Raw genomic sequence first — 17,718 nt, forward strand, 5'->3', positions numbered from 1 at the left:
CGTGCCGGCCCGGTCGGCACGCACCGCTCCAGTCTTTTATGCCGCGACGCACCCGTCGTCGCGGGCCGTGCAGCCGGTGGGCCGGACGGTGACCACCAGCGGGGATGAGGGCGCCGAGCGGTTGCCGGCCTTGTCCCGGGCCACCACGGTGAACTCGTAGCGCTCGGCGCCGCCGAGCCCGCGCACCGCGTAGCTGGCCGAGGTGGTGGTGCCGACCAGCGTCCCGTCGCGGAACACGTCGTAGCCGTCGAGCCCGCTGCCGCCGGTGTCGGTGGAGGCCATCCAGCGCAGCCGCAGCGCCGTCGGGGTGATGCTGGGCGCGGTCGGGGTGCCGGGCGAGCTGGGTGCCGCGCCGTCGGCCGTGCGGTCCGCAAAAGTCAAGCCATAGCCGTACGCGTACAGCCCGGTCTTTCCGTCGCCGCGGTTGACCGGCTGCTGGCCGGGCGACTTCGGCCAGGTCATCGGCAGGCGGCCGGTCGGGGCGTGATCGCCGAACAGCACGTCGGCTACCCCGGCGCCCTCGCTGCCCGGCAGCCACGCGGCGACCAGGGCGTCCCAGCCGGCGACCTCGGCGGCGATGTCCATCGGGCGGCCGGAGACCAGCACCACGATGACCGGGACGCCGGCCGCGCGCAGCCTGGCCAGCACGGCCCGGTCCTCGTCGTCCAGGCCGAGGCCGGCTGGGCGGTCGCCCTCGTACTCGGCGTACGGCGTCTCCCCGAGCACGGCGATCGCGGCCCGGTAGGTCGTGTCGACTCCCGCGCCGTCCCGGGCGTACGTGATCTGCGTGCCGGAACCCACCGCCTGCCGGATGCCTTCGACGATGGTGGTGCCCGGCACGGTGTCGCCGCTCTCGCCCTGCCAGGTCAGCGTCCAGCCGCCGCTCTGGTTGCCGATGTCGTCGGCGCTCTTGCCGGCCACGAAGATCTTGCCGCCACCCTTGGCCAGGGGCAGCACGTCGTTCTCGTTCTTCAGCAGGACCTGCGACTCGCGGACGGCCTGGCGGGCCAGGGTCCGGTGTTCGGCGCTGCCGATCGTCTCGGCGAACGACCGGTCCGCGTACGGCTGCTCGAAAAGACCGATGTTGATCTTCTGGGTGAGGATGCGGCGGTTCGCGTCGTCCACCCGGGACATCGGGATCTCGCCGGACTCGACCGCCTCGGTCAGATATCCGACGAACTCTTGCCAGTCCCGCGGGACCATCAGCATGTCGAGGCCGGCGTTCACGGCGGTGACCACCTCGGCCCTGGTGAAGCCCTCCTTGCCGTCCAGCTGGTCGATGCCGGCCCAGTCCGAGACCACGAAGCCGGTGAAGCCCAGCTCGGTCTTGAGCACGTCGGTCAACAGGAACTTGTGGCCGTGCAGCTTGTCGCCGTTCCAGCTGCTGAACGAGACCATCACCGAGCCGACGCCGCGCTCGACCGCGGCCCGGAACGGCGGCAGGTGGATCTCGCGCAGCTGGGCCTCGGTGAGCGCGGTGTCGCCCTGGTCGTCGCCGCCGGTGGTGCCGCCGTCGCCGACGTAGTGCTTCGCGGTGGCCAGCACCCGCTGCTGGAGCCCGGTGATCACCGAGGTCATCTCGGCGACCAGCGCCGGGTCCTCGCCGAACGACTCGTAGGTGCGGCCCCAGCGGTCGTCGCGGGCCACGCACACACACGGCGCGAAGGTCCAGTCCTGGCCGGCGCCGATCACCTCGTCCGCGGTGGCCGCGCCGATCCGCTCGACCAGGGCCGGGTTGCGGGTGGCGCCCAGGCCGATGTTGTGCGGGAAAATCGTCGAGCCGTGGACGTTGTTGTTGCCGTGCACCGCGTCGATCCCGTACAGGATCGGGATCTTCAACGGGGTGGCCAGGGCGCCGCGCTGGAAGTCGTCGTACATGTCCGCCCAGGCGGCCGGCGTGTTGGTGCGCGGGGCCGAGCCGCCGCCGGACAGCACCGAGCCGAGCCGGTACTCGGTGATCTCGCCGGAGCTCACCCCGGCCCGCTCGGCCTGGGTCATCTGGCCCACCTTGTCGGCGACCGTCATCCGGGCCAGCAGGTCGTCGACGCGCTCGGCGACCGGCAGCGCCGGGTCGAGGTAGGGCAGGTCGGCGGAGGTGGCGGACCGCTCCATCATGGGCCGGACGCCGACCAGCACGGCGACCGCCAGCAGCGCGGCGAGAGCGCCGAGCAGGGCGGTGCGGCGGGTGGCGACACGCATGGGGGACTCCACGGGCAGTAGCGGAAAGCGCAAGTATGGTTACATGGGAGCGCTCCCATCTCAATGTTCCGAGTCATGCGAGTCGGAATAAATCATGAGGAACTGGTACGGTCCCGGCGTGATCGGCGCGAGCTACCGGTTTTTCAGCAGGGGATTGATCGCCTATAACCGGCCGTAACCTACGCCGGGAATAGGAGATAAGACTCCGATCATGTTGTGTGCTGTGCGTGGCAGGTACTTTGTGTCGGGCGCGACTGACGTTGCGCGGAGGAGGTGGCACGGGATGACGACGGACCGGAGCCGGGGAGCCGGCCGGCCGACCCTGGAAGAGGTGGCACTGCGCGCCGGCGTCGGCCGCGGCACCGTCTCCCGGGTGGTGAACGGATCGGCGCAGGTCAGTCCGCGCGCGAAGCAGGCGGTCGAGGAAGCGATCGTCGAGCTCGGCTACGTGCCGAACCGCGCGGCGCGCACGCTGGTCACGCAGCGGACCGACTCGGTGGCTCTGGTCATCTTCGAGTCCGGCGAGCGGTTCTTCGCCGAACCGTTCTTCGGCCGGATCGTGCAGGCCATCTCGTCCGTGCTGGTAGCTCGGAATATGCAGATGGTGCTGATGATCGCCCAGGCACCCGAGGAACGCGCCCGCCTCGAGGGCTACCTCACCCGCCAGCACGTCGACGGCGCGCTGCTGCTCTCGCTGCACGGCGACGACCCGCTGCCGGCGCTGCTCGAGGAACGCGGCGTGGCCACGGTCCGGGCCGGCCGCCCGACCTACGCCGAACGCGGCACCTTCGTCGACGCCGACAACCGCGGCGGCGCCCGCGAGGCGGTGGCCTACCTGCGCCAGCAGGGCCGCCAGTGCATCGCCGCGATCACCGGCGCGCTCGACATGGCCGCCGGTATCGCCCGCCTGGACGGCTACCGCGACGTGGTCGGCGACGGCCCCGTGGCGTTCGGCGACTTCTCCGAGGAGAGCGGCGCGGCGGCGATGCACCGCCTGCTCGAGCACTACCCGCAGATCGACGCGGTCTTCGCCGCCTCCGACATGATGGCGGCCGGCGCCCTGCGCATACTGCGCCAGTACGGCCGCCGCGTCCCCGAGGACGTAGCCGTGATCGGCTTCGACGACTCGGTGATCGCGATGCACACCGACCCGCCGCTGAGCAGCGTCGACCAGCCGATCGCCGAGATGGGCCGCGAGATGGTCCGCCTGCTGCTGGCCAAAATCGACGGCGAGGAAGAGTTCGACAGCGAGATCGTCCTGCCCACCCAACTGGTGATCCGCGGCTCGGCCTGACGTCCGCTTCCGACCACCAGCCGGGCGGTCCGCTCCGGCTCGTCGGTGGTCTTTCGCGCCGGTCCTCGGGCATGCCGCCCGGCGGCGCGCGTGGGTGGGCGCTTCCGGTCCCGCTACCCGGCAGGGCGCTCGTGGTTGTTACAATTCGGCCGCGCCTTCGCGGCCGGGCTCGCGTGCCAGGTCTCTTCCCGCGTTGCGCGAATGGCCGCGCGAACTCTGCGGACGTGTTCCGGCGGAACGTCAATTCGACAAGATCTGCTGGCCGGCGGGCCATCCGGCCCCAGCCCACCAACAAGGCGCGCACAACGCCCGAAACGCCCGACCCCGCGCCGACAGGGCGCCGATCCCCCTGACCGTTTCCGATCAGGAGTGTCGGTCACATGCCGGCGGCTCGTTCGAGGTCGGCCACCCGGGCTCGGATCACGGTGGCCTGGGCTGGGTTCAGCGCGCCCTCGCCGGCCCGGTCGGCGATCTTGTTGCGTAGCTGCTGCAGCTGGGCGTCGATGTTGCCCGCCTTCGCGTCGGCCAGGGGCTGGACGAAGTTGAACAGGTCGGTCGCGATGTCGGGGCGGATCTCGCCGCTGTCCTTGCCGGCCTGGATGGCGGCCTGCAGGCGGCTGAACGCGTCGTTGTAGCTGATCGTCTCGCTCGGCTTGGGGGACGGCGCGGACGGGGCCGCGGACGGCTTTGTGGACGGTGCCGTGGTCGGCGCCACCGGCGGCACCACCGTATAGAGCGGCGTCGGCACCGTGCCGGACGGCGGCGGCGGGGTCGTCGGTCCGGCTTCGACGCGTTCGCGGGGACGGTTCACCACCGCGTACGCCCCGCCGACCGCGACCAGGATGGCCAGCACCGACAGCACCAGCGCCATCCGCCGCTTCGGCGCCGGGGTGATCAGCGCGACCGTGGCGGTCGGCGCCGTGCCGCTCACCACGCTGCGGCCGGGCGGATACATCGCGGTCGGGCGGCTGCCGGGGGTGTGGCGCTGGCCCCTGGTCACGTCGGTGAAGGCCGAGCGCGGGCGGCCGGTGGCCGGGCGGCCGCCGACCACCGCGGCCGCGTCCTCGCTGTTGCGTTCGAGGATGGCCACCTGGTCGGTGTCCACCGCGGCCCAGCCGTCGGCGCCGTCGCCGCGCTGGCGCACCGGCACCAGGACCGGCAGCACCACGGGGGCGCCGGTGGCGGGGTCTTCGGCCGGCTCGCCGTCGGGCTGGTCGGCCAGCCACAGCGCGGTCAGGTCGAAGCGGATCTGGTCGGCGCCGGGGCGCTCGTTCGGGTCCTCGTCGAGGCAGCGGTCGACCACCGCGCGGAACGGCTCGGGCAGCGTGTCGGGCATGGTGCCGGGGCCGGACTTGCGGGCCTCGGCGAGTTCCTCCCAGGTGTCCACCGGGTACGGCGGGTCGCCGGTGACCATTTCGAAGAGGAGCACGCCCAGGCCGTACACGTCGGTGGCCGGTTCGGCGGGCATGCCGTCGAGGCGTTCCGGAGCGACGTACGCGGGGGTGCCGAAGGTGGAGCCGGTGTCGTCGTCGTCCGGTTCGCCGGCGGCCGCGCTGATGCCGAAGTCGAGGATCTTGACGCCGTTCGGGGTGAGCATGACGTTGCCGGGCTTGATGTCGCGGTGCACCACGCCGCTCGCGTGGGCGGCGGCCAGCGCGTCGGCGACGGCCGCGCCCACCCGGGCCGCCTCCGGCCACTCGAAGGTCTCGCGTTCCAGCCGCGCCGCGACGGTCTCGCCGGCCAGCAGTTCCATCACCACGAACGGCGCCACCGTGCCGTCGGAGCGGACCGCCTCGCGGTAGTCGTGCACCGCGGCGATGTTGGGGTGCGACAGCTTCGCCGCCATCCGTGCCTCGCGCCACGCGACCTGCGGGCCGGTCGGCAGCTTGATCGCGACTGGGCGTCCGAGCAGCTCATCCCGGGCATGCCAGATCTCCGCCATGCCCCCGGTCTCGAGGAGTGTGACAAGGCGGTAGCGGGTCGCCAGGAGGGTTCCCGCGCTGGGCCAGTCATCGCTCATTGACGAACATTCGCCCGGCTCGGCCCCAAGTGTCAACCTCGGCGGCTACCGCGTTTCATGATCTGCCGCTGCGTGTCGTACGCGCTACCAGCCGTGGTCAATCGCGTTGATTTCTACCCAGTCGACATCACCCGCGAAGTAGTCGCACCCGACCTTGACCTGATCGCAGTCGACCTTTCCGCCGATGGACAGCGGCCACCGGTTGTCGATCTTCCCGGTGGGGCCGTCGCGGCCGGCCACCTTGACCCCGTCGATGGCCAGCGACACGCCGTCGCGGGTGCGCAGGCACTTCACGACGTGCCAGCGACCGTCGTTGATGGCCCGGGGCGCGGAGACGAGCACAGAGCCCGCGGAACCGCGGAACCAGCACTGCACCCTCCCTCCGGGGATCTGGAGCTTGTAGCTGCCTCCGGAGACCGTTGCCTGCCCCTTCTGGAGCACGTTGCCGAACTTGTGCGTGGTGCGCAGGCGTACCGAAACCATGAAGTCGCGGTCGCCCGGGTCGAGATCGTCGTAGTCGGCCACGGCCACGAGATGTTGCGGGCGGGTCGGCGGAGTGTCGGGTTCCAGACGCTCGAAGCGGTATGCGCCGGCGCCGAGGCCGACCTCGCGACCGATCCGGCCGTGCAGCCCGTTGCCGCTGCGGTCGTACATCACGACCGCGCCGGCCGGCTCGTCCATGGACCAGGACGCCACCGTGCGGGCAGCGTCGGCCCGGGCCGAGGCGGCGGGGGTGAGCAGCGCCGGGGCGGCCAGCAGGACGATCCACCAACGCCGAATCTTCATGCTTTTGTTCTCCCTCACGGATCAGTCAGACCAATCTAATCACGAAATAACGGTCTTAATGGTCAAAGTGGAAAGTGAGGTCGCCCGGCTGCCTGACGGCGTTGGAGCGCCGCGGGGCGGATGACATGATGTCCCCGTCCGGCCACCAAGAGAGGCCTGCCACGGAGGGACAAAGCGCGCGGATGGCTCGGTTTTCGGCGACCACGATCGAGGAGCCCGGCGGCGTGCGCCTGGCTCTGGCCGGCGATTGCGACCTCGCCGTCCGGGACGAACTCAGCGCCGCCCTGCTGGCCGCTGTGGGTCGCGCCGACACCGTGATCGTCGACCTGGCCGGCGTGGAGTTCCTGGACTCGACCGGGGTGCACGGGCTGGTGGCCGCCCACCACGCGGCACGCGGGCGCGGCGGCCGGCTCTATGTCGAAAATCCGACCGGCGCGGTTGCCACCGTGCTCGACCTGACCGGGGTCGGCAACCTGCTCAGCCCCAGCGCCGAGACCGGGGGATAGCACGTGGTCACTCCGGGCGAACAGCCCTCGCCCCCCGCCGTGCGGCCCGCCGAGATCCCGTACGCGAAACCCGCGGACCTCGCGGTGGTCCGCGAGTTCGTGCGCACCGAGGCCGAATCGCTCGGCCTGCCCCGGCTGCGCGCCGACCTGCTGACCGTGGCGGTGAGCGAGCTGGCGACGAACACGCTCCAGCACACCGACGGCGGCGGCGTGGTGCGGATCTGGGCCGAGCCGGGCCGGGTCTGCTGCGAGGTGGTCGACCACGGCGCGTCTCCGGGTTTCGGCCGGGACATGCCGTCCGCCAACGAGGTGCGCGGCCGCGGCCTGGCGATCGTCGAGCGCATCTGCGACGAGGTCGGCACCGACATCGGCCCGGCCGGCACGTCGGTCCGGCTCGGCATGCGGAACTGATCCGTCGGACTGGCCCCGTCAAGACAGGCCCCGTCAAGACAGGACGCGCACCGCCACCGTGCACGTGTCGTCGTCCGGGCTGGGCCGGTTGAGCCGGGCGGCCAGCTTGGGCAGGGCTTGCTCCGGCGGTTCGGCCGAGGCCGCCGCCAGCGTCTCGAGCACCTCGGTGAGCAGGGCCGGCTGCGTCGGTACCCGGCGTTCGATCAGCCCGTCGGTGTAGAACAGCAGCAGGTCGCCGGCCGACAGCACCGGGCTCAGCACCTGGTAGGTGGATTCCTCGTCGGCGCCCAGCAGCAGCCCGGCCGGCAGGTCCAGCGGCAGTGCCGTACCCCGGCGGGCCAGCAACGGCGCCGCATGGCCGGCGCGTGCCCAGGTCAGCGCCCGGCTGGCCGGGTGATAGACGGCCAGCACCGCGGTGCCGGTCAGATGCAGCTGCACGCACAGCCGGTTGAGGTGGCGCAGCAGGGTGGCCGGGTCGTCGATGCCGATGGCCAGCCAGCCGATCAGCGCGAACCGCAGGTGGGCCATCCCGTTCGCGGCGGCCAGCCCGTGCCCGGCCATGTCGCCGACCGCCAGCAGCACCCGGCCGTCCGGCAGTTCGTGGGCGTGGTACCAGTCGCCGCCCACCCGGATCGCGCTCTCGGCCGGCAGATAGCTCACCATGACCTGCAGGCCGGGAAGCGGGATCGGGGCCGGCGGCACCGGCTGGATCAGGTGCTGAAGCTGGGCGGCGAGCCGGTGCTCGGCCAGCGCGGTCAGCTCCCGGCTGCGCAGTTGGTCGCTGAGCCGCTCGATCGCCGTACGGGTGTCGATCCTCGCCGTGACGTCCTGGACCACCGCATTGATCTTCAGGGGCGCGCCGGCCGCGTCGGTGATCACGTCGGAGAGGATGCGCAGGTGCTTGACCGTCGAGCCGATCCGGAAGCGTACGGTCACATCGGAGACCTCGCCCTGACCCAGCGTCTGCCAGGCCGCCTCGGCGAAACCACGATCCTCCGGGTCCATCGCCCGGGCCTGGTCGGAGCGCGACATCGGGCCCAGCCCGGGGTCGCGTTCGAAGATCCGGTACATCCCGGGCGACCAGGAGTTCTCCGCGGTGGTCAGGTCGTACTCGGTCCAGCCGAGGTTGCCGAGCAGCTCGGTGCGCTCGATCCGGCGGCGGTCCTCGTCGAGCCGCTGCCACCAGACCAGCAGCCCGCCGAGCACACGGTGCACGGACACGTCGAAGAGGGTGTTCGGGACGATGCCGGCGCGTTCCTCGTGATAGCGGAACTCGCGCAGCTCGCCGGGCTCACCGGTGCGCTGCACGTCGAGGTAGAGCTGCCAGAGCGGCCCGCCCACGATGCGCGGATAGAGCTCGCTGAGCCGGTGGTGGACCCGGCTGGCGCCGCGGCGGTAGATGTCGTTGTCGGCGCCACCGGTTGCGGCCACCTCGAAGTCGGTCACCGTGCCGTCCGGGCCGGTCACCGGCAGCAGCCAGGAGCAGCCCGCCGGGATGACCGACAGTAATTCCCGCACGACCTCCCGCACGGCGTCATCTCCCACGCCCTCAGGGTAGTCGTGTGACCCCGTTTTCCCGCATCGGCCACACCACCTTTCGCGGTTCGCGGTTTACGGCGAACGGGTGATTGGCGAACGCAGTGGACGGTTCATTAACCACCCCTTTAGCAGGGCTGTCGCGGACGTCAAGACCCGGTCGGGTAACCGCCTTATCACGCTCCGCTTCCTGTCGCGAAATTCCTGCTCAGCTTGATAGCATCCCGGCCGAATCTCGCGAGTGCCCGTGCGAGTGCGTACGGAGGTCTTTCTTTTGTCCGACAACCGCATGAAGGATCGAGTCAAAGTGCTTCTCAATGGGACGTCAGCGGACAGCCAGACTTCGGAGCATGCAGTGGTCAATCAACCTCCTGCCCACCCGAACCAGGCTCTCCAGGTGCTGACGCTGGCCCAGCGGACCGCCGAGGAGCACGTAGCCCGCGCCCACCACCAGGCCGACAAGATCCGTACGGACGCGCTCGCCGCGGCCGAGCAGATCGCCCGCGACGCCCAGGTGCACGCGCACAACGTCCGCCGCGAGGCGGAGAAGATCCTCACCGACGCCCGCGCCGCCGCCGAGCAGATCGCCCGCGACTCGCACCAGCGCACCGAGGAAGCCCGCCGCACGGCTGAGAAGATCGTCGGGGAGGCCCGCAGCCAGGCCGACCAGATCGGCGAGGACGCCCAGGCCAACGCGGATCACCTCAACCTGCAGGCCCGCCAGCGGTACGACGACGTGGTGGGCAGCCTAGGCACCAAGCGTGAGGCGCTCCAGCAGCAGATCGAGGCGCTCGAGCACTTCGACCGGGAGTACCGCTCCCGGCTGACCACCTTCATGCAGGGCCAGCTGCGGGCCCTCTGGGTCGACCAGCCCCAGATGGCCGGCGAACTGCCGACCCAGCCGCTGGCGCAGACCACGCTCCCCGAGGCGCAGGCCGACACCCACGGCCCGCGGCACGGCGCCACCGACGACGACGCGGTGCCGTCGCAGCGCCAGTCGGAGGAGGAGTTCGACGAGGACCAGGAGGAGCTCAGCGAGCGCTGAGCCGTTCTTCTTTTCGGCCGGCCTGGTTCGTCCAGGCCGGCTTCTTCGTCACCGTGGCCTCGGCCGTACGGTCATTTTCTTGGCGGTATTTGCAATTACCCGGCGAAGCGCGCGCTGCGGGCCATCGTTTTGTACGCGGACAGCGCGGCCTGGTCGGTGTCGAATCGGAAGTTGTGCGGCGACCCCTCCTGGATGTCGGTGTCGAACCACACCACCGCACCCACGGCCGGCGTCGCCGACACCCAGTTCTGGAGCTTGCGGATCCACCCGGCCTTGCCGGCACCGACCGCCGCGGTCTCGCTGAGGATGACCGGCTTGCGCTCCCCGTACGCTTTCACCACGGCCGAGAACAGCGTCTTCGGCGACTCGGCAAAGAAGTTGTAGCCGGAAACCCCCACCCAGTCCACGTACGCGTCCCCCGGGTAGTACTTCTGGAACCGGTTGGCCGCGGTGTCCGGCGCCGAATTCCAGTTCGGACTCCACACCCACGCGACGTTGTCGGCCCCGTGCTCCCCGAATATCCGGTGCATCCGCCGCCAGGCCCGCACATAGTCCGCCGGGTCCCCACCGTTGTGGCTGCCGTCCCACGGGAACCAGTTCCCGTTCATCTCCCAGCCCCACCGCAGCAGGACGGGCCGCTTCATGCCCGCAAGTCGCTTGGCCACCTTGGCGATGTTCGCGTCCGCGCCCCCGCCGTTGACCTCCGGCCAAGCCGTCCCGTGCCACGACACCATCAACACGCTGTCCCGGCCGACCTCCGGCTCCGACGCCGGCACATACCCGCTCCACGGATAGAACCGGTGCACGATCCGCTGTTCCCGCCCGAGCTGCCGCCGCCGCAGCGCCAGACTCTGCCGGAGCGTCATCCCCCCGTGCGCCAGGTAGGACCCGAGCATCACCCGCCCCGCCACCGCCGGCACCGCCCCGCCCCGGAGCTCCCTGACCGCACCTCTCGGCGTGCTCTTCTTCCGGGTGGGTGCCGCAAAACTGGGCAGCGTAACCGGATCCCCCACACTGGGCGTAACCACCGGCTCCGCACCCGACCGCGTTCCGCAAGCAGCCACCGGCAGCGCGGCCCCCAGGAGCCCCAACACCTTGCGACGCTTCACACCCACCCCACGCCTAGCCCCTGACAAGATCCCCGCCCAGCCTGCCTCCGCCGATGTCCGCGCCTGATCCTCCCGACGGCCGTTTTCCTCCTCTGACCAGCCCAAACCCCTTTGGAGGTACGGGCGGCCCACCCCCAACCGCACAGCCGCGAACCCGCCCGAGGCGCCCGCCAGGCGCCGGGTCACCCTCCGCGCCGCCCCGCCGGGCTGTCCATCGGCCACCAGGATCGCCCGTTCCACCCCCTCCAGCACTCTGTCCCGCACAGTCCGTCACGCACCCACGGACCGAGGTGTGACCGATCGGCGCGGCTGGCGAGCAGCCAGTAGTCAGATCCCAGTGACGCATCGCAAAGGCCCATAAGGGGCGAGCCTGTGGGTGCCCCGCGATCTTGGAGAGTTGATGCCCGCTGACGGGTCTTCTTCACGGTGCGAGGGAGGCGCGATGTCGAGTCCCGCCCGGCAGTGCGGCGCTTGTCCAGGCATTTTGCCGCAAACGTCCCCGGCTGGCGCGCGCCGCGACGCGATGTTGTCGATCTGCTGTTCGGGATGTTCGGGGATGACGGTAGATCTCCAAGATCTGGCCTCGGAGGCTCATCGGCGCCCGCCTAAAGCATTACTTGTCGGATATGTTCTCGTTGGACGGCCGCATCATGGGACGACAGGGCCGGGCTGGGATCGTGGTCCGCGGTCGGCAACTGCTCCGCGGTCGCGATCCGGCTGTGCGATCCGGCTGTGCGATCCGGCTGTGCGATCCGGCTGTGCGATCCGGCCCCGCGACCCGGCCCCGCGACTCGGCCTTATATGACGAAATATCGGGCGTGGGGCAGGTTCGACGCGTTCGGGGGCGACGCGTTCGGGGGCGACGCGTTCGAGGGCGACGCGTTCGAGGGCGACGCGTTCGAGGGCGACGCGTTCGGAGGCGACGCGTTCGGAGGCGACGCGTTCGGAGGTATGTCGGGCGGGGGACTGGTGCGTCGAGTGGGTCGGCCTGTGGCGGAGCGCGCCGCCGCCCGCGGGTGTGGATTGCCGGGATGGCCCGCGATCCGGAGCCGCGCGGGAGGTGGGGATGCGGCGTGATTGGGCTACGGCTTGTGGGCCACGGCTGCGTAACCGTCGACCACCACGTCGGTGGGGGCGGTCGGGCGCCACGCCGGGATCGGGACCACGCCCGGTTCGACGATCGTCAAGCCGTCGAAGAAGGCGGCGAAGTCGGCCACCTCGCGCAGGTGGTAGGGGACTGCGCCGCTTTCGTTGTACTGGCGGTGGGATTCTATGACCCGCTCGCTGGTGGCGGTGCCGTCGGACATGGCCAGGAAGCTGCCGGACGGCAGGGCGGCCACCAAGGCCTGGACCAGGGCCCGGGCCTCGGCCGGATCCTGCACGTGGCCCATCACGCCCAGCATCATCAGCGCTATCGGCTTGGTGAAGTCCAGCGTCTTGGCGGCCTCGGCGACTATCGCGTCGGTGTGGTGCAGGTCGTGGTTGATGTACTGGGTTTCGCCCTCCGGGCTGCTCGTCAGGAGGGCGCGGGCGTGCACCAGGACCAGCGGGTCGTTGTCGACGTAGACGATTTTGGCGTCGGGGGCCAGGCGCTGGGCCACCTCGTGGGTGTTGTCGGCGGTGGGGAGGCCGGTGCCCACGTCGAGGAACTGGCGGACCTTCTGCTCGCCGGCCAGGTAGGTGACTGCGCGGCCCAGGAAAGCTCTCGTCTGGCGGGCCGCGTCGACGATTTCCGGGAAGACCGCGCGGACCTGCTCGGCTACGGCGCGGTCGGCGGCGAAGTTGTCCTTGCCGCCGAGCCAGTAGTTCCACACGCGAGCGGAGTGCGGAATGTCGCCGTTGAGCTCGTCAGTCACGGCGACAGTCTTCCGGACAGTCCATCGGGGAGCAAGGGCGGGGGTTTCGTCCACAGCCGATCCTGGACCAGCGACGAACAGCCCGGCGGCGCGGCGCGGGGCGCAACCCCGCGCTCAGCGGTCGCCAGGTCCGTCGACTCGGCGTCGCGCGTACCTCCTAATGTCCTGAAATTTCGGTGATCGCGCGCGCCACGGCCGTCCGGGGACTGGTGAGCACGGGGATCGGCAGGTCGGCCAGCAGGAGGGCGGCGGGGGCCATGCTGGGCTGCGCCAGCACGATCACATCGGCCTGAGCGGCCACCTTGCGCGCGGCGCCGGCCACCATTTGCGCGTACGCATCCAGGTCGCCGGCCTCGAAGTGCGGCCACGCATCGGTGCACAAAACCTCGATCAGCGTGCCGGCGCCCGCGTCGCGCAGCAGGTCGCGGGTGGGCTCGAGCGAGGAGGTGACGGCCACCAGGAGGGCTATCCGGTCGCCCGCCGCCACGGCTGCCTCGGCCATCGGGCGGTCGCCGCGCAGGACCGGAACGCCGGTGTCGGACGTGCGGCGCTCGGCGTGGGCGCCCAGGCTGGAGCAGGTGCAGACGATCACGTCGGCGCCGGCGTCGGCCAGCTCGTGCAGGCGGGCGTCGATGCGGGCGGCCAGGTCAGGGGTGATGCCGCCGGTGCGGGCGCCGGCCAGCAGGCTCGCGTCGACGACGTGCAGGTCCTGCCAGCCGGGCGCCAGCTCCTCGCGCAGGCCGCGGAAGGTGGGCACGTGGATGTTTGCGGTGTGCAGGAACCCGATGGTGGTCACGGTCCAGGATGACACGCCCCGGCGGCCTGCGGTCAGGGGCCGGCGGTCAGTCGGCGTCGGGGTCGCGCAGTGCGGCGACCACGGCATCGGCGAGCTGTTCCGCCTGATCGGGGGTCAGATCAAGATCAAGCGCATGCCGTACGCACGCGTCGCGCAGCTCGGTGATGCGGTCTTCGGTGAGCTCGGCGGGCGGCTCGGCCCCGGGCTTGCGTTTGCGGCGCCAGCGCAGGAAACCCGTGCCGGCCGCGGTGCCGCCGATGACCATGAGCTCGCCGAACGCGGACGACACCGCCTGCAGGATGGCGTCGGAGAACATGGCCGTGTCGATGCCGAAGCTGACCGACGGGGTGAACGGGCCGGTGCGAGTGCGCCACTCGGCCGCGACCTGCTCGTAGTACGGCAGTTCCTCCGGTGCCAGCACCGCGACGGCCCGCCGCGCCGCCGCCGTCACCAGGTCTCTGGCCGGGTCCGCCTGCACCGTCACGCCGCCCCCACGAGTCCGATCGAGTGACACCCATGGTGAACCTACTCGGCAACTATTTGTCGAGGCACTGCTGGACGGCGGCGAGCAGCTGCGTCTTCGAGAAAGGCTTCTCCACCAGGGGCACCTCGGGGTCCAAAGTGCCCTGTGAGGCCAGCGCCGGGCGGGCGTAACCGGACATGAACAGCACCGAGGCGCCGGGGGAGACCTGGGTGAACCGGTCGGCCAGGTCCTTGCCCAGCATGTGCGGCATCACCACGTCGGTGAGCAGCACGTCGATCCGGGGGTGGCCGGCCGCCAGGGTGAGCGCGGTGGGGCCGTCGGCGGCGATCAGCACCTCGTGGCCGGCGCCGGCCAGGATGCGGTAGAGGACGTCGCGCAGGGCCGGCTCGTCCTCGACGGCCAGGATCGTGCCGCGGTGGTAGTCGGCGGGCACCTGCTCGGCGGGGGCCTCGACCTCGGCCGGCTGGGCGTCGGTGCCGGGCAGCAGGATCGTGAACGTGGTGCCGAGGCCCTGCTCGGAGAAGATGCTCAGGTCGCCGCCGGCCGCGGTGACGATGCCGTACACGGTGGCCAGGCCCAGGCCGGTGCCCTTGCCGGCCGGCTTGGTGGTGTAGAACGGCTCGAACGCGCGCTCGATCACCTCGGGCGGCATGCCGGTGCCGGTGTCGCTGACCCGCAGCCGCACGTATTGGCCGGCGTGCAGGTGCGGGCGGCCGGCGGCGTACTCCTGGTCGACCGCGAAGTCGCAGGTCTCGATGGTGATGGTGCCGCCACGTGGCATCGCGTCCCGGGCGTTGACCGCGAGGTTGACCAGCACCTGGTCGAGCTGGCCGGGATCGGCGGTCACCGCGGGCAGGCCCTCGCTCAGCCGCACGTCCAGGGTGATGTGCTCGCCGATGGAGCGGCGCAGCATCTGCTCGACCTCGGTGACCACCTCGTTGAGGTTGAGCGGCCGGGGGCGTACCACCTCCCGCTTGGCGAAGGCGAGCAGCTGGTGGGTCAGGTCGGCGCCGCGCTGGGCGGCCTTGGTGATCTGGGCGGCGTCCCCGGCGATCTCGGCGAGGCCGTGCTCGGCGGCGCTCTCGGCGATGAACGTGGCGTAGTTGCTGATCACCGCGATCAGGTTGTTGAAGTCGTGCGCCACCCCGCCGGCCAGCTGGCCCAGGCCCTCGAGGCGCTGCGCACGCTGCAACTGGGCCTCGACCCGGGCGCGTTCCGCCTCGGCCTGCATCTGGAGGAAGCGTTCCCGGGCCCGGATCCGGTCGGTGATGTCCCGGATCACCGCGCACCGGATCCGGCCGTCGTCGGTGGGCAGCATGCTGACCGACACCTCGACCGGCACGGTGCAGCCGTCGTTGCGGTGCGCCACGGTGGGCGGCTCGTCCGGGTCGGTGCCGGTCGGTGCGCCGAGCGGCAGCGGCGGCACCAGCAGCTTGTCGATCTCCTTGCCGATCAGGCCGTGCCGGGTCAGCCCGAACAGGGTCTCGGCCTGGGTGTTGGCCAGTACCACCCGGCCATCGTCGCCGATCCCGACGAACGCGTCCGGCGCGGCTTCGAGGAGCGCCTGGAAGCTCGACTCGAGGCGTTCCCGGGCGCTGACCGCGCGGGCGATCACGGTGTAGCCGATCATCCCCTCGGCCGGGTCGCACAGCGGCGACATGGCGAGGGTGACCTGCAGCCAGCGCCCGTCCCGGTGCCGGCGGCGGGAACGGAACCGCTCCAGCCGGGCGCCGGCGGCCAGCAGCAGCACCATCTCGCGCTGGTCGGCGTGCCGGTCCTCGGGGATCAGCAGGTCGGCGCTGCGCCCGACGATCTCGGCGGCCGGGTAGCCGAACAGCTCCTCGGCGGCCGGATTCCAGGTGAGCACCGTGAAGTCCCGGTCGATCGTGTAGATCGCGTCGTGGGCGGACCGCACCATGTCCCGCAGCAGCTCCTCCGGCCGCCGTGATTCAGAACCGTGCGTTTCCCCCATAACCGGACCTACATTAACGATTCGGCCCGCCCTCGGTACGGGTTTCCCTACGCTCGCAGAGGTGGACGTGCCGGAGGTGGATCCGCAGCGACCCAGCGGTGCCCGGATCTATGACTACTACCTGGGCGGCCCGCACCACTTCGCGGCCGACCGGCAGGCCGCCGCCGTGGTGCTGGTGACCATCCCCGATCTGCCCGCGGTGCTGCGGGCCGGCCGCGACTTCCTGCGCCGGGCGGTCGCCACGGTAGCCGAGGCGGGCATCGACCAGTACCTGGACCTGGGCGCGGGCATCCCGGCGCCGGGTTCGGTCACCGAGGTGGCGCGGGCGGCCCGGCCGGAGTGCCGGGTGGTGTCGGTGGACGTGGACCCGGTCGCGGTGGTGCACGGCCGGCGGGTCGCGGGCGACGACCCGCACGCGGCGGTGGTGCTCGCCGACCTCACCGACGCCGACACGGTGCTCGGGTCGGAACCGGTGCGCCGGGTGCTCGACCCGGGCCGGCCGGTGTGCCTGCTCGCGGTCGCGGTGGCGCACTTCATCCCGGACACCGAACGGCTGGGGCGGGCGCTGGAGCGCTACCGGGACGCGGCGGCGCCGGGCAGCTACCTGGTGATGTCGCACGCGAGCCACGAGGGCGACCCGCGGGCCGCCGAGCACATCCTGCGGGTCTACAACCGCACCACGTCGCCGATGATGCTGCGGGAGCGCGAGGAGTTCCGGGCCCTGTTCGGCGACTGGCGGCTGCTCCCGCCCGGCATCACCTGCGCGGGGGAATGGCGGCCCGCGGCGGACCAGGACAGCGCCGCGGCGCCCGGCCGCGAGGTCATCGTTGGAGTGGCCGTCAAGCCATAGCGCGAAATCCCCCACATAGCGGACTGGTGGCGGCGCATGCTGGTGGGAACTGTCACCCAGCGTGCCGGAGCGGACATGGCCGTAGTACTCATCGCCGAGGACGACCAGGACATCGCCGTCATACTGACGAGGCTCCTGAAGCGGTCAGGGCACACGGCGCTGCACGCGCCGGACGGTCAGGCGGCGCTCGACCTGGCGGTGGCCTCGCCGCCCGACCTGCTGCTCACCGACCTGGGGATGCCGAGGATGGACGGGCTGGAGCTGACCCGGGCGGTGCGCGCCCACCCGGACCTGGGGTCGCTGCCGATCGTGATGCTCAGCGGCCACCTGCATCCGGGGGATTCCGGGCCGGTGGGGGCGGGGGTATGCGCGGTGCTGCTGAAGCCCTGCCCGAACGACCGGTTGCGCGCGGTGGTGCAGGACCTGATCGATCGCGGGCCGCATGCGCACCAGGGCGCGGACGCGGACTGCCCGGCGCATTGGCCGGTCTCGGCTTAGTTCCTGCCGGGTCCGGTGGCAGTCCTGGTTGTCCACGCCATCCGAACCTTGTCGTCGCTTGATGCAGCGGGCGTGACGAACATATCCGACAAAGAACGCTTTAATCTGACACGAGAGGCCCACCGAGGCCAGATCTTGGCGATTTACGGCCATCGGAGACTGCACGGATCAGTGCCGCCTCAGTGTCAAGGCTCATCCCCGAACAGCAGATCGACAACATCGCGTCGCGGACGAGCGCTAGCGGGGGACGTTTGCGGCAAAAAGGGTCGCGGTGCGGGGTCGCGGTGCGGGGTCGCGGTGCGGGGTCGCGGTGCGGGGTCGCGGTGCGGGGTCGCGGTGCGGGGTCGCGGTGCGGG

At 71.3% G+C, this 17,718-nt stretch carries 15 protein-coding genes; 6 read left to right on the forward strand and 9 right to left on the reverse strand.

All coding sequences use genetic code 11. From position 1 onward, the window contains the following. Window positions 1–36: 36 nt before the first annotated feature. Window positions 37–2,199 (reverse strand): glycoside hydrolase family 3 N-terminal domain-containing protein, encoded by a 2,163-nt coding sequence (locus Ari01nite_RS10110; protein WP_239162627.1) that lies wholly within the window; start codon window positions 2,197–2,199, stop codon window positions 37–39. A gap of 283 nt (window positions 2,200–2,482) precedes the next feature. Between Ari01nite_RS10110 and Ari01nite_RS10115 the strand changes: the two genes are divergently transcribed. Then, window positions 2,483–3,493 (forward strand): LacI family DNA-binding transcriptional regulator, encoded by a 1,011-nt coding sequence (locus Ari01nite_RS10115; RefSeq protein ID WP_203780892.1) that lies wholly within the window; start codon window positions 2,483–2,485, stop codon window positions 3,491–3,493. 376 nt (window positions 3,494–3,869) lie between these two features. Here Ari01nite_RS10115 and Ari01nite_RS10120 read toward each other — a convergent pair whose 3' ends face one another. Beyond that, window positions 3,870–5,513, reverse strand: a complete 1,644-nt coding sequence (locus Ari01nite_RS10120) for a serine/threonine-protein kinase (RefSeq protein WP_203780893.1) — start codon at window positions 5,511–5,513, stop codon at window positions 3,870–3,872. Window positions 5,514–5,597: 84 nt separating this feature from the next. Beyond that, window positions 5,598–6,299 (reverse strand): laminin G domain-containing protein, encoded by a 702-nt coding sequence (locus tag Ari01nite_RS10125; RefSeq protein WP_203780894.1) that lies wholly within the window; start codon window positions 6,297–6,299, stop codon window positions 5,598–5,600. Between the two features lie 182 nt (window positions 6,300–6,481). Between Ari01nite_RS10125 and Ari01nite_RS10130 the strand changes: the two genes are divergently transcribed. Together Ari01nite_RS10130 and Ari01nite_RS10135 are read left to right on the forward strand one after the other, a co-directional pair. Next, window positions 6,482–6,805 carry an STAS domain-containing protein gene (locus Ari01nite_RS10130; protein ID WP_203780895.1) on the forward strand — a complete coding sequence of 108 codons (324 nt, stop codon included), beginning with the start codon at window positions 6,482–6,484 and terminating at the stop codon, window positions 6,803–6,805. Window positions 6,806–6,808: 3 nt separating this feature from the next. Beyond that, entirely contained in the window at window positions 6,809–7,216 is a 408-nt protein-coding gene (locus Ari01nite_RS10135; protein ID WP_203780896.1) for an ATP-binding protein, read from the forward strand. Between the two features lie 33 nt (window positions 7,217–7,249). On the opposite strand, the gene Ari01nite_RS10140 is transcribed toward Ari01nite_RS10135, so the two are convergent. Beyond that, the gene (locus tag Ari01nite_RS10140) at window positions 7,250–8,761 is read right to left on the reverse strand and encodes a PP2C family protein-serine/threonine phosphatase (RefSeq protein WP_203780897.1); all 1,512 of its coding nucleotides are present in this window, start codon (window positions 8,759–8,761) and stop codon (window positions 7,250–7,252) included. 388 nt (window positions 8,762–9,149) lie between these two features. On the opposite strand from Ari01nite_RS10140, the gene Ari01nite_RS10145 reads away from it, so the two are divergent. Continuing rightward, window positions 9,150–9,797 carry a hypothetical protein gene (locus Ari01nite_RS10145; protein ID WP_203780898.1) on the forward strand — a complete coding sequence of 216 codons (648 nt, stop codon included), beginning with the start codon at window positions 9,150–9,152 and terminating at the stop codon, window positions 9,795–9,797. 95 nt (window positions 9,798–9,892) lie between these two features. On the opposite strand, the gene Ari01nite_RS10150 is transcribed toward Ari01nite_RS10145, so the two are convergent. From Ari01nite_RS10150 to Ari01nite_RS10170, 5 genes are all read right to left on the reverse strand, one after another. Beyond that, window positions 9,893–10,708, reverse strand: coding sequence for a glycoside hydrolase family 26 protein (locus Ari01nite_RS10150; RefSeq protein ID WP_203780899.1), 816 nt, complete (start codon window positions 10,706–10,708; stop codon window positions 9,893–9,895). 1,280 nt (window positions 10,709–11,988) lie between these two features. Then, a complete protein-coding gene (locus Ari01nite_RS10155; RefSeq protein WP_239162628.1) occupies window positions 11,989–12,762 on the reverse strand; it encodes an SAM-dependent methyltransferase in 774 nt (257 codons plus the stop codon). A gap of 157 nt (window positions 12,763–12,919) precedes the next feature. Next, on the reverse strand, window positions 12,920–13,558 hold the full coding sequence (locus tag Ari01nite_RS10160; protein ID WP_203780901.1) for an aspartate/glutamate racemase family protein: 639 nt from the start codon (window positions 13,556–13,558) through the stop codon (window positions 12,920–12,922). Window positions 13,559–13,604: 46 nt separating this feature from the next. After that, window positions 13,605–14,042, reverse strand: coding sequence for a hypothetical protein (locus tag Ari01nite_RS10165; RefSeq protein WP_203780902.1), 438 nt, complete (start codon window positions 14,040–14,042; stop codon window positions 13,605–13,607). 52 nt (window positions 14,043–14,094) lie between these two features. After that, window positions 14,095–16,014, reverse strand: a complete 1,920-nt coding sequence (locus tag Ari01nite_RS10170) for a hybrid sensor histidine kinase/response regulator (protein ID WP_203780903.1) — start codon at window positions 16,012–16,014, stop codon at window positions 14,095–14,097. 61 nt (window positions 16,015–16,075) lie between these two features. On the opposite strand from Ari01nite_RS10170, the gene Ari01nite_RS10175 reads away from it, so the two are divergent. Next, window positions 16,076–16,864, forward strand: a complete 789-nt coding sequence (locus Ari01nite_RS10175; RefSeq protein ID WP_203780904.1) for an SAM-dependent methyltransferase — start codon at window positions 16,076–16,078, stop codon at window positions 16,862–16,864. 75 nt (window positions 16,865–16,939) lie between these two features. Then, window positions 16,940–17,362: a response regulator gene (locus tag Ari01nite_RS10180; protein WP_203780905.1), complete on the forward strand. Its 423-nt coding sequence runs from the start codon at window positions 16,940–16,942 to the stop codon at window positions 17,360–17,362. Window positions 17,363–17,718 lie beyond the last annotated feature (356 nt).

Source organism: Paractinoplanes rishiriensis (assembly GCF_016862375.1).
GTDB classification, from domain to species: domain Bacteria; phylum Actinomycetota; class Actinomycetes; order Mycobacteriales; family Micromonosporaceae; genus Actinoplanes; species Actinoplanes rishiriensis.

Coding starts and splice junctions, on each gene's coding strand:
- Ari01nite_RS10110 (WP_239162627.1), bottom strand. CDS start 2,199: ATGCGTGTCGCCACCCGCCGCACCGCCCTGCTCGGCGCTCTCGCCGCG.
- Ari01nite_RS10115 (WP_203780892.1), top strand. CDS start 2,483: ATGACGACGGACCGGAGCCGGGGAGCCGGCCGGCCGACCCTGGAAGAG.
- Ari01nite_RS10120 (WP_203780893.1), bottom strand. CDS start 5,513: ATGAGCGATGACTGGCCCAGCGCGGGAACCCTCCTGGCGACCCGCTAC.
- Ari01nite_RS10125 (WP_203780894.1), bottom strand. CDS start 6,299: ATGAAGATTCGGCGTTGGTGGATCGTCCTGCTGGCCGCCCCGGCGCTG.
- Ari01nite_RS10130 (WP_203780895.1), top strand. CDS start 6,482: ATGGCTCGGTTTTCGGCGACCACGATCGAGGAGCCCGGCGGCGTGCGC.
- Ari01nite_RS10170 (WP_203780903.1), bottom strand. CDS start 16,014: ATGGGGGAAACGCACGGTTCTGAATCACGGCGGCCGGAGGAGCTGCTG.
- Ari01nite_RS10180 (WP_203780905.1), top strand. CDS start 16,940: ATGGCCGTAGTACTCATCGCCGAGGACGACCAGGACATCGCCGTCATA.